This is a genomic window from Methanosarcina sp. WH1 (assembly GCF_000970005.1).
Taxonomy (GTDB): Archaea; Halobacteriota; Methanosarcinia; order Methanosarcinales; family Methanosarcinaceae; genus Methanosarcina.
In genome coordinates this window covers 3,108,946-3,121,112 of record NZ_CP009504.1, presented here as the reverse complement: position 1 = coordinate 3,121,112, position 12,167 = coordinate 3,108,946, and the positions used below count along the sequence as shown (strand labels likewise).

At 45.5% G+C, this 12,167-nt stretch carries 6 protein-coding genes; 2 read left to right on the top strand and 4 right to left on the bottom strand.

Translation table 11 applies throughout. From position 1 onward, the window contains the following. Window positions 1-9: 9 nt before the first annotated feature. The 4 genes from cobN to MSWH1_RS13695 are packed head-to-tail and all read right to left on the bottom strand — an operon-like array spanning window position 10 to window position 7,864. The gene (gene cobN, locus MSWH1_RS13710; RefSeq protein ID WP_048129408.1) at window positions 10-3,993 is read right to left on the bottom strand and encodes a cobaltochelatase subunit CobN; all 3,984 of its coding nucleotides are present in this window, start codon (window positions 3,991-3,993) and stop codon (window positions 10-12) included. 9 nt (window positions 3,994-4,002) lie between these two features. Next, window positions 4,003-5,721 carry a WD40 repeat domain-containing protein gene (locus tag MSWH1_RS13705; protein WP_048129406.1) on the bottom strand — a complete coding sequence of 573 codons (1,719 nt, stop codon included), beginning with the start codon at window positions 5,719-5,721 and terminating at the stop codon, window positions 4,003-4,005. 4 nt (window positions 5,722-5,725) lie between these two features. After that, on the bottom strand, window positions 5,726-7,231 hold the full coding sequence (locus tag MSWH1_RS13700; RefSeq protein ID WP_048129404.1) for a PQQ-binding-like beta-propeller repeat protein: 1,506 nt from the start codon (window positions 7,229-7,231) through the stop codon (window positions 5,726-5,728). A gap of 39 nt (window positions 7,232-7,270) precedes the next feature. Then, window positions 7,271-7,864, bottom strand: coding sequence for a hypothetical protein (locus MSWH1_RS13695; protein WP_048129402.1), 594 nt, complete (start codon window positions 7,862-7,864; stop codon window positions 7,271-7,273). Between the two features lie 412 nt (window positions 7,865-8,276). Here MSWH1_RS13695 and MSWH1_RS13690 point away from each other — a divergent pair, with 412 nt between their 5' ends. Together MSWH1_RS13690 and MSWH1_RS13685 are read left to right on the top strand one after the other, a co-directional pair. Further along, window positions 8,277-9,971, top strand: coding sequence for an S-layer protein domain-containing protein (locus tag MSWH1_RS13690; RefSeq protein ID WP_156148195.1), 1,695 nt, complete (start codon window positions 8,277-8,279; stop codon window positions 9,969-9,971). A 20-nt stretch (window positions 9,972-9,991) separates the two neighbouring features. Beyond that, window positions 9,992-12,112: a putative cobaltochelatase gene (locus MSWH1_RS13685; protein ID WP_048129398.1), complete on the top strand. Its 2,121-nt coding sequence runs from the start codon at window positions 9,992-9,994 to the stop codon at window positions 12,110-12,112. Window positions 12,113-12,167 lie beyond the last annotated feature (55 nt).

Here is a 12,167-nt window from a genome sequence, read left to right as displayed (position 1 = left end):
CAACCTTTTTTATTTGAGGATTTTTCGGATTTCCTGCATCTTCCGATTCCAGTCAGGGACATCTTCAAAGCTCATGATGTCCACAGCCCCTCCCTGAAATTCTCCTTCTCCTGCCAGCTCTTCCATCCAGCTCTCGATTTCAAGGTAAGAGTTTTTCAGGGCTTCAAGTACCTGCAGGTCCGGGTTCCATAGGCCTCTTGACTGCGCTTCAAGGAGCCTGCGGGATATTTCCTCAAGAGCGTAGGGATTGTTCTTTTCAAAGAACCTGCGCATCTCTTCATCAAGCACGAAAGCCTTTGTGATATCATCAAAGATCCAGTCATCCACTTCCTGTGTGGAAGCTTCCCAGCCGTAGACTCTCCCGACTCTCTTCGAAATGTCCTGTGCGCCCTTGTATCCGTGTTGTCTCATGCCTTCAATCCATTTTGGGTTTAAAAGCCTGGTTCTTACAACCCTCCGCAGTTCATCGGCCATGTCCCGGACTTCTACATGCTGTGGTTCTCTTGTATCCCCAAAATATACCTTCACGTCCCTGCCTGAAGCCTGCCTTGCAGCAGCCGTAAGCCCTCCGTGAACTCCAAAGTAACAGCAGCATCCAAGGAGGTCGTACTCGTCACTGACGACTTTGTTAAAGGTAGCATCAACCGTCTTGAGGTTTGAAGCAAGCTGGGTGTGGGCTTCCTGGCCCTTTACCTCTTTTCCGTAGGCATACCCGTTCCAGTAAAGGAAGATGTCTGCCAGGTCTTTTTCATCTTTCCAGGCACTTGCATAGACTGCAAGCTGTACCCCGGCTGAATAGGTCCCGGGTTTGCTTGAAAAGATCCTTAAAGTAGCTTCTCTGGGATCCGCTCCTTCCTCAATCATCCTGTGGCTGTGTTTTCGTGGGTAGTTCATGTCCTCAGGTTCGTCAAGAGAAGCCACAGCCTGGATTGCCTCGTCTATTACCTCCAGACAGTTCGGAAAGTTGTCCCTGAGGATTCCCGAGATCCTGATAGTAACATCAATCCTGGGCCTTTCCAGCTCTTTCAGGGGTATCACGGAAAACCCCTTAAGGTGCCCATTGCCAAGCCAGAGCGGTTCAACCCCGAGCAGGCTCATAATCTGGGCCATGCCCTCTCCATCAGCCCACATGATGTCATTTGCCATCCAGTAAAATGCTACGTTTTCAGGATAATGCCCCTCATCTCTAAGGTGTTTATCGATCAAAACCCCGGAGAGCTGCTGTCCCACTCTCCAGGCAGCTTTTGTCGGGACCCGTTTTGGGTCAAGAGAATAAAAATTCCTGCCAGTTGGAAGTACGTCATCTCTTCCGCGCATGATAAGGCCTGAAGGTCCGGCCGGGATGTACCCTCCATCAAAACCATGGAGTAGAGCTTCTATCTCCAGAGAGGCATCTATTCTGGACTCAAGGTCAAGAATCCTTTCACAGATTGCAGCAGCGATCTGGGGTGAGGTCGGGTCTATGCTCTGAACCTCAAAACTCTGTTTTTTGAATCCCGGTTCTGTAATAATTGGCTCTATAAAACTTTCTTCTGCAATACTTTTCTCTGTAAAATCCTGCTCTATCAAAACCTGTTTTGTAATATTCTGCTCCTGTTTTGTAATATTCTGCTCTGCAAAACTCTGCCCTGAAAGAACCTCTTTAATTATCGAGGCAGGCACTTTTTCCGGATTACTTATGAATGTCCTGATGAAATCTTTTGAGAGCGAATCAATCTCCTCAAGCCTTTGCCCATTTGACTTTCCATTTGCTGAAATCAAGCTCTGGTCAGAGAGCAGTTCATCAAGGTCAAGCCCAAGAAGCCCTGCAATAAGCCTCCGGATAGAAACTCCTTTTCCCTCACTTTCCTGCTCATCATACCTTAAAATAGAATTTATGAACTCAACTTTCTTCTCGCCTTCGGGGAGCTGCCCGAAGATGTGCATCCCGTTGTGGATCTGGCTGTTCCTTATCTTTCCGAGGACTTCATGTGCTTTCCTTATAATCTCCTCAAAAGGAGTCTGGTTGTCGGCTTTTATCTCGGAGTCCAGGTTCGATTTTTTAATCTCATCAAGGATCAGGTGCTTCAGGGCATGTGCCCTTCCCTTATCGTATTTTACCTGTTCGTATTCCCCTAGCAGCCTGTCAAGTTCTTCAAGGCTTCCATAAAGCCCTCCTGAGGTCATGACTGTCTGCATATGGTCAATAAGGCAGGCAAGGCTTCGGCGTTTGGCAATAGTGCCTTCCGGTGGATTGTCAGAATTGTAAATATATAGGTGGGGTATAGTCCCGATTCCGATATCAGGATAACAGTCTCCTGAAAGCCCCACCCCTTTTCCGGGCAGGAACTCAAGGTTTCCGTGGGTCCCCACATGTACGAGTACATCCGCTCCAAAAGTGTTTTCCAGATACCGGTAGGTAGCAAGGTACTGATGGGTTGGAGGGACATCAGGGTCGTGCAGGATCTTGCAGACTTTTCCGTCACATCTGGCTCCTGCACACCCGCGCTTCGGCTGTACACAGACTACAGCGTTTCCATACTGTATCCCTGTCACAACGATTTTGTTTTCATAGACCATTGCAGCAGGAATGCCGTTGACTTCTTCCCCGGGTGGTTTCCCCCAGCTCTCAATTACCCTCTGCCTGACAACCGGGCTCAGGGTGTTGAAAAACTTCTCGTATTCTTCTTTTTCCACTAAAGCGAGAGCCCCACCGTTCTTTACGATTTCATTAATTGGGGTCCATCTGAACTCGGAAATCGCTTTTTTCTTGAGAATGGTCTCGATAAGCTCCTTCCCGTTCTGGGGAGAACTGACAGTATAGCCTGCTTCCTGCATCCGGTTTAATATCTTTGCCACACTTTCAAGGGAATCAAGGTTTGCAGCATCTCCAATTGAGCTTTCAACCCCTGTACAGGGCCTGTTGTGCAGGATAAAGGCAACCTTTCTCTGGTTTACCGGTTTTTTCCGAAGGGTTATCCATTTAAGGATTCTGGATGCAAGTTTTGAGCAGCGTTCCTGGATAGGGGCACGCCCTATGTAATTCCCTTCATTTTTGCCTGCCCCTATGAGGATGGGCTCAATTACCCCCTCAAACTCAGGCATGGCTACTCCCCACCCGATCTCTGTACTCAATCCCTGAGACTCCTGCCACTGTTCTAAGGTAACGTAGTGGGTAATTACAGGCTGGAAAACAGGGACGTCAAGGCTCTGTAACAGTTCGACGCTTCTTTCTGCACATGAGTTTTCATCTTCTTTGTTTTTGCTGCTCATTATGAAAAATGGGGAGAGTTTCACAAGAGCGTCTATGACGGTTTTTCCGTTATCCATAAAGTAGGCTTCAATGACCTCATTCATGCCTCTGCTTCCGAGTTCTTCATCTTTTAACGAATATGCAAAAACAGGGACGACAGAAAGGCCCAGGTTTTCAAAATCTCTTATGAGGGTCTTTTCAATCTCAAGGTCATTGTTTACCCAGGAAGTCCTGGATATGAGCAGCCCCACGGTTTTACCTTTCAGGGGCCCGTACCAATTCATGTAGTCCCGGAGGCTTGAGAACATTTTCCTGGCATCCGGGTGATAGAGTCCGTCCCATGGAATCTTTTCCGGGGGTTTTACTTCAAGCTCAGCCCCAAAAACCTCTTTTAGGAGGTAGCACAGCATATTTCCAAAGTTTTCTTTTCCCCCGTATATTATGTAAGAAAAACATGTAGCTGCAATCTCAAGTTTTACGGAAGAAAGGGTGAAACTGGAGGGGTTGCTCCCCACACAGATTACGGGTATCCTTGTTTTTAAGGGTTCGAGCCTTTCATAGAATTCTTCCCAGAACGGGTTGGCTATGTGGTAAATAAAGATGGCATCAGCGTGCTCACATGCAGAAAGCACCTTCTCAGTTTCTTCAGGATTTTCTTCCAGGATTTTTGAGTAGTAGGCTTCAAGCTCTATTCCACGTTCCTCTGCTGCTTCAAGAAGTGTGGGGATGTATGAATTCCAGGTTATTGAAACGATTTTCATTTTTCCCCCTCAGGTCAGGATATGAACTCTGTATTCTCCGAGTACCGTGCCGTCATCAAGCCTTGCGGGGGCTTCTAAGGCTGCAATATACCTGCCATCAGAAGAGATATCAGCTGATACCGTTATTCCTTCGGTGCCGTAGATCTGGCTGAGCCTGGAGCTTGCCCCTCCGCTTTTTGAGACGTCAAAGACATAGACCCCGTGAACGCTTCTGTCCTCTGTTACCAGGTTTTGGGCAATAGGTATCACAAGATAACGGTCATTCCGAGCACATTCCCCTGCATAGCCGTCCAGTCTCCATTTCCACAGCAGGTTTCCGTCATAATCATAGGCAAAGAGGCTGTTTCCATTGGGATGTTCAAAAGGAGCATCCTTATTCTTATCTTTGGAAAAAGTGCTCCCTATTGAAAAGATCAGGGTGTCGTTGACAATGTAAGCATAATTCGCACTGCCGTAGATGGGGACTCCACTTACGACTATTGGGGTTGAGATGTTCTGCTGCCACGTAATCTCAGGAATTCCTGTCTCAATTATCCGGGAATTATTGAATAAAAAGGCCCTGCCATCACTTGTCATTGTTATTACCTGTTCCCCATCAGGGGTGATCTGTGTGCTGTACCAGATTGCAGAATAGTCAAAGAATGGTTCAATTGGTGGGATTTTGTAGCTCCAATGCTCTTCTCCCGTATTCCCGTTCAGGACATGCACGGTTCCATCTTGCCATTTATCTGCCTTTGTAAAACAGGTGGTGCCAAACGTTGCGTATTTTCCGTCAGGAGTGGAATCAATCCATGTAACTCCTGAGTCCATGAGTTCGGTTTCAGGGAATTTCCAGCGCATTTTGCCTTCAGGGTCAAAAGAATAAACCCTTCCGAGGTACTTGTATTTCTCACCTATATAGCCACAGGCTCTGCTGGCAGCGACATAAATATTCCCATTTAAATCAATTTTTATCTTTTTCATGGCAGGCATGTACTTGAGGTCTGAACCCAGGTCTTCACTTGCCCCAAATTTCCAGAGTTCGGTACCGTTGAGGTCAAAACAATATATAAAAGCATCAGGGCTCTCTTCTCCTACAATAAGGCGTTTAATGTCTTCTGAAAACTCTATGTCCGCGATTCTCGCATCCGATATCCCCTTAACAAGCTGCTTTTCCCATACCTTTTCTCCTGTTGCAACTTCTATTAGTTTCAGAGAACCTCCATGAGTCCCAATGGCAAGATAACTATTGTCAGGAGAGAATTTCGTCACACCTTTTATATTCGTTGAAGTTTTTTCGATGGGTCCGGGAGTTACATCCTCAAGCTCTACGGTGTACTCCTCTTTCAAAGCCGGTTTTTCAGGCGCATATACCTCAAGAGCACTGGATGTTCCTGAATCCGTTATCACCTCAAACTTATACCGGGTTTCAGGGTTCCAATCAAAAGTTACAAAGGCCTGGACTTCGGTTTTTTCAATACCCAGCGAAGCCACAGGGTTGTTGTCTGAAGAAATCCTGATCTCTAAGATCTCCATTTCATCTTTCAGGGTTAACAGGGCTCCGGTCCTTGAGAAAACTACCGAGTCTATGGGCACCCCAGATTCGGATTTACTTCTTTCCTGCGTATCCTGTATCCCTGACCCCGAAGCCTGGGCCGATCCGCTGCTGCCGGACTCCTGATCTTTTTCAGCACATCCTGCAGTCATTAAAGCCAGTATAAGCAGGGCTATCAAAAGTTTCCATTTCATTTTCTCACCTGACAATTATTAATCTGTGTTTTCCGGTTACATCCCCATTTTTGAGCTGTAGAGGGACTTCAACTGCGGCTACGGTGCAGTCCGAAGAAATCACAGCATCCACAACAACCCCTTCGGTATTGAAGGTCCAGAGCAGCTTTGAATTTCCATTCCCGGATTTCTGGTTATCAAAGGCATGGACCCCGTGGACCTGAGTATTGCCCGCGGACGTATCTTTGCCGACTGGCAGGATAAAGAACCTCATATCCGGAGAGAAGAAGATTCCTGCACAGCGCCCTCCCAGGTTATAAGTCCAGGAAACTTCTCCTGTTTCTGCATTGCATGATACGAGTGAATTTTCAAGGGGGTGTGCCATGGGGATTTTATCGGGATAATATGCGGGAAGTGTGGCTCCGGTGAGGTAAAGTACCTCATTTTTGGCAGCGATTTTTGCATTTTCACCATAAGTGTAGATGATACTTCCTTCAAGTTCCTCCGGAACTGTCGCATTGGACTGATATTCTTCGGAGTACCACTCGGACTCTCTGTCTCCTGGCTCTTTCATCTCTAAGTCAGAAAAGAGGTATTTTCTCCCGTCTCCTGTATAGGCCGTTATCAGGGACCCGTCTTCCGAAACATCAAGCCCGTGCCAGATGGCTGCAGAAACAAAATAAGGTCTGAGGGCAGGAATTTCGTATTTCCAGCGGAGCTTTCCGTTTTCATCCACAGAGTAGACGACTGCATCTGTTTCAAGGGAATTTGTCCAGTCTCCTGTTGAAAATACTACATTTTTTCCGTCCTGGCTTGAATCAATCCAGTTCACACTCCGGGCGTAATTTTCTACCGCCGGAAGTTTCCATAAGAGAGTGCCATCGGAGCTGAACCTGTAAACTCTTGAAGCCAGCCCGTATCCGGAATCTTTCCAGTATCTGCCTGCCGCAATGTACACAGCATTCTCTGCAGCCGTTATTCGGTATATGCAGGGCTGGTATTTTGGATTGGTACTTGTCCCCAGATCATCGGCAGTTCTGTATACCCGGATTTCGTCTCCTGTGCTGGCATCCAGGGAGTATATATAACCATCAGCACCCCTCTCCCCCGCAAGCAGGTACTTTCCGTCTTTTGAGAATGCTATATATGAAATGTTTCCTTTGAGGGCCTTTTCCCAGAGCACATTTTTTTCCGGCATGTCAATAACTGTAAGGTTCGAGCCTGTTCCGACAGCCACGGATTTCCCCTCCGGGGCAAAACTTACACAGTCCTGGATGCTCGATCTTCCGACCAGGATATTTTCAGGGGTCACATCTCCAAGTTCATATTCCCAGTAAAGGTAGGGGGAGGATTTTTTATAAGGCGTTATATTTTCCTGGTTAGGCTCACTGCCTGCACTCTTTCCTGGGTTTTCATCAGCTTCATCTGAAGACGTATTTGCGGAAGACATTACATCGGAAGATATGCATCCCGAACCGACTGAAAATACAATTAAAAAAATGAGCACCAATACAACAATATTCTTTTTCATTTTCAGTCCTCTCTGGTTTTCAGGCTCCTTTAATTCCTTTTATGCTTGGCCGTAGATCTTCAGGTCTGATATTTTCAACACATTCCTGCACCGGGTACTGTTATCTCCAAGCCCTGCACTCACGCTTACGACCTTAATATTTTCAGCAGGGCCGCAGTACTTGGTATAATCTTCAACGAGGTCTCTTTCAACATAACTCAGGGGAATTCCTGCGATTACAACGGAAGGGGAAAAGCGCCGCCTTTTTTCCTGATCCCGGTAATAATTCCCTTCTGATTGCGGATTCATGCTCCCTGCAGTAACATAATAAATTGACTTATGGTCGCTGAATGTGATCTTTAACCACAGGCTGAAGTTGTCCAGGTCTTCGCCATTCCAGTTCCATGAAATTTTTCCCGGAGACAGGCTTACATTTTTATTCCACATGCCTTCCCCGGTCAGGAAAGGGGTTTGAGTATCAAGATAAAGTTCGTTGCCTTTGCAGCTAAGAAAGTCTCCTTCAAGGTTGCAGTTATCTTCGAAATTTCCCTCGTATACTATCTTTTCAGCAGACGTTGTTTGAAAATACAATATTGCCAGAACTGCAAAAAGCAGGAATATGAATCCCAGCACGATCTTTTTTCCAGGAAGCATGAAAATAATCAATGCCTGGATGTTAATAAACATTTCGAAATAAATTTATCTTTTACAAATATAGTTATACTTTTTTACACATTATGATTACTTATTAGTACTGATTTTTACATTTATGTTTTCGATAACTAACTCTAAATTTTCGCAGTAATCAGTAAACAATCATTTTTTGAATCATGTTTATTTTATTTTCGATATCAATAGCTTAAATTTCAAATATATGACTCAAAGGCAAAATCCCTATAAGTCAAAATTTTATTTTGTTTGTGGGTTTTTACAATAAATTAAAGTTCTTTCCTGCATCTAAAAAACAAAAGGATTATTTAGTATTATTATTGTCATAATTCTTATGACTAATATTGGTAATAGATATTATATTTTTCAAATATTTTGTGTATCTTTTTTTATATTTATGTTTTTATGTATTATTATCCCATCAGAATGTGCTATTGAACAGCGAGGACAACTCATAAGTATTGCAGGAGGAGATCATCACATTCTCAATGCAGAAAACTGCCCTGGATTTTATTATTCAACCACTTCCGGAACATACTATGAATCATTGGAACTTTCTTTTTCAGAGGATGGCTTTATTGAAACAGGAGATGCCATCTATACCTCAAAAATCAGTTCCGGTTCAACTGCTTTTTTCGGGAAGAAATATAAGGTCCTTGAGGATGGGCTGCTCAGTGAAAGCCTGGTGAGTTACGGAAGCCGGGATCTTCAAAAGGGGAATGATTTTGATCTCGGGAACGGCTGTAAACTGGTGCTTCAGGGTATAAACGGGAACTACGCCCTGCTTGAGTTCCAGAAATATTCTGTCCCCATTACTGCGGAATCCGTAGAAGAGGGCTCTAAATTTAGTTTCAAGACAGAGGTCGACGGCACAGAATATGTGATCCTGGAAGGGACCCTGGAAAAGGTTCTTGACAGCAAGGATCCCGTTGTGCGCCTTAAAAGCGTAAATCATTATTCAGATACACCTCTTAAGCTCGAAAAAGGAGATGAATACGGCAAGTTCGAAGTCACTGCGGTCACGAGTAAATATATTGAGCTGAAAAACAGCGTGCCTATCAGGCTGCAGTTAGGAGATTATACTACCATCCTTGACGACCTACTCGATTTTCAGGTTGCCGATAATGTATACCGGGCATGTTCTTACAACATGACTAAGGATACTATCAAATCGTATAAGATCAGGGGTACATCCCTGGCTGTAAACCGCTCGGATTCCTCTATGGATTCCTGCATCTGGACGGCTGATTCTTTTGGTATGTTTTTTTACGACCCTGAGTACGATCTCAGTACTGAAAGCCTTGAACTTTCCCTTGATGCTGGAAATGATTGGATTCCTGAAGGGGGCCTGGTTTACGAATCCCTGCCTGTTAAAATAGCATATAAAAACCCGGAGATGAGCGATTACGGGGATGAATGGTTTAATGAAGGATATTCCGTGCTTGGCTGGAATGGTGAAAAATGTGCATATCTTGGGAGTGACCGGGGAATTGTAAATATCCTTCTGGATGAAGATAAGAAACTCCTCCATCCGGGTGAAGAATATTACCTGAAAGAAGGGTATACCCTGAAAGTCACCGATTTAAATTCGGATAGTGCCTGTTTGACTGTTTTCAGGAACAACCTCCCGGTGTATTCAAGCATAATCTCTCCCGGCAAATCGGCAGACTTGGGTACCCACACCCTCCTCTACACAAAGGAATTAAATGGGGTTGAAGTGCCCTTCTTTTCGGTATATGTTGACAGCGTCATACAGGGCGAGGAGCTCTCTGCTGTTAATCTGAAGTATCTTTTGCATTTCTCTGACAGCCCTCTGGAATTGAATTATGGTGATGAGATCGGAGAGCTTACTGTTGTTGAGACCTATCCGAAACTCAGGCTCGAAAATAAACATGTGGTCTGGTCCGGTTCGGATATCAATGTCATGGAAGAAACCTGGATTGGCCGGTTTGAAAAGAAGACTTCAGGGAATCTCTATGTGACCTTTTACCCTTACATGAACAGGGTGGAAAATGTGGAATCCATTCTTCCTTCCACCACTCCCGTATCCATACCCGCTATGAGTATTGAAGAATACCTGGTCGGAATTTGAAAACTTCTTGAGGCAAAACCATGAGGAACCACAATATTACTCCATACCCTTTTACCGCTATAGTCGGGCAGGAACAAATGAAAAAAGCCCTGATCTTAAATCTCATCAACCCTAAAGTGGGAGGAGTTTTGATCAGGGGGGAAAAAGGAACTGCCAAATCAACCGCCGTCCGGGCGCTTGCCAACCTCTTGCCTGAAATTGAGGTGGTTGAAGGCTGCAAGTTCAAATGCAACCCAAATAATAGAAGCGAATTGTGTGAGAAATGCCTTGAAAAACTAAAAGCAGGAGCTCTAAAAATTTCCCGGGTAAAAATGAAAGTTGCGGACCTGCCTGTAAGTGCCACCGAAGATCGGGTTGTCGGGACCCTTGATATTGAACATGCCATCAAAACAGGGGAAAAGCGTTTTGAGCCCGGAGTGCTTGCAATGGCTCACAGGGGTATCCTGTATGTGGATGAGATTAACCTTCTCGATGACCACCTTGTAGACGTGCTTCTTGATTCTGCAGCAATGGGGGTAAACACTATTGAAAGAGAGGGGATCTCCTACACCCATCCTGCGAACTTTGTGCTTGTGGGCACCATGAACCCGGAAGAAGGGGAACTGCGGCCTCAATTGCTAGACCGGTTTGGTTTATGTGTGGATATAAAGGGCATCAGTGACGTGTCCCGAAGAGTTGAACTTATAAAATACAGGCTCAGTTATGAGGCAGGCCCTGAAGCTTTTGCAGCAAACTGGAAGGCTGCCGAAACCAAGCTTTGCGGGCAGATCCTCAATGCAAAGCAGTTGCTTCCCGAGGTCAGGATTTCAGATGACATGCTTGAACTGATCAGCCAGATCTGTATTGACATGGGAGTGGACGGGCACAGGGCAGACCTCACCATGATGAAGACCTCAATCACGCTTGCAGCTTTTTATGGAAGAACCAAAGTAACCGAGGAAGATGTCCGGGAGGCTGCGGGGCTTACCCTTTCTCACCGCATGCGCAGAAAGCCTTTTGATAATCAGCCCGAAAAACAGGATAAACTGGACGACAGCATTGAGAAACATAAGGAAAAGCAGAAGGAAAAGCAGAAGGAAAAGCAGAAGGAAAAACAGAAAAATCAGGAAGAAAAACAGAAAAATGAGGGTGGAAATGAGAAAGATAAACCCGAGCAGCAAAAAAAAGAACCGAACGAAGACCCGGATCAACAGCACAAACAGGCTGAAGGTCATCATCCGGAAGAATCCGGAGACCAGAATGCAGAGCATCCGGACGCTTCTTCGGAAACTACTTTTGAAATCGGGGAAAACTATCAGGTAAAACAATTGTCTCCTGAATTTCGTAGAGACCAGCGAAACGGATCCGGTAGGCGCAGCAAAACCCTGACCAGATCTAAAAAAGGCAGGTATATAAAGAGTTTCATTCCTCATAAAAAAACCACGGACCTTGCTTTTGATGCCACCCTGAGGGCAGCCGCTCCTTTCCAGCTTATGCGGGAAAAAAATGGCAATTCCGTAGCAATCCATGAATCCGATTTCAGGGAAAAAATCCGGGAGAAAAAGATCGGTAACCTTGTACTCTTTGTGGTTGATGCAAGCGGTTCCATGGGAGCCCGGCAGCGTATGGTTGCTTCCAAAGGTGCAGTTCTTTCAATGCTTATGGACGCCTACCAGAAACGCGACAAAGTGGGGCTTATCGCTTTCAAAGGGGATAGTGCGGAACTGCTCCTGCCTCCGACCTCCAGTATAGAACTGGCTCAAAAGTATTTGCAGGAAATGCCTACAGGGGGAAAGACGCCTCTTTCACGGGGCCTTGTAAAAGGGTATGAGGTCATAAAAACCGAACTCCAGCGGGACCCCGATACCTGCCCTTTTATGGTTCTTATCTCTGACGGCAGGGCCAATGTCAGTATGAATGGGGAATCCCCTCTTCAGGAAACAAAAACAGTTGCTTCCCGGTTAAGGGAGGAAGGTATACAAGCTGCCGTAATTGACACGGAAAACAGCATGATCAAATTCGGGCTTGCACAGCAGATTTCTACAGCCCTTGGGGCCACATACCTGACTCTTGAAAATTTAAAATCAGATTCTATAGTCGATGCGGTTCGAGCTTCAGCTCCGTTTGATGTTCGGTTGCCTTCAGGCGATTTTTCAGTTTGAGCCCTTTTAGATTGCCTATTTTTCGGATATGGTAAGGTTTTTCAAAACAGGGTTT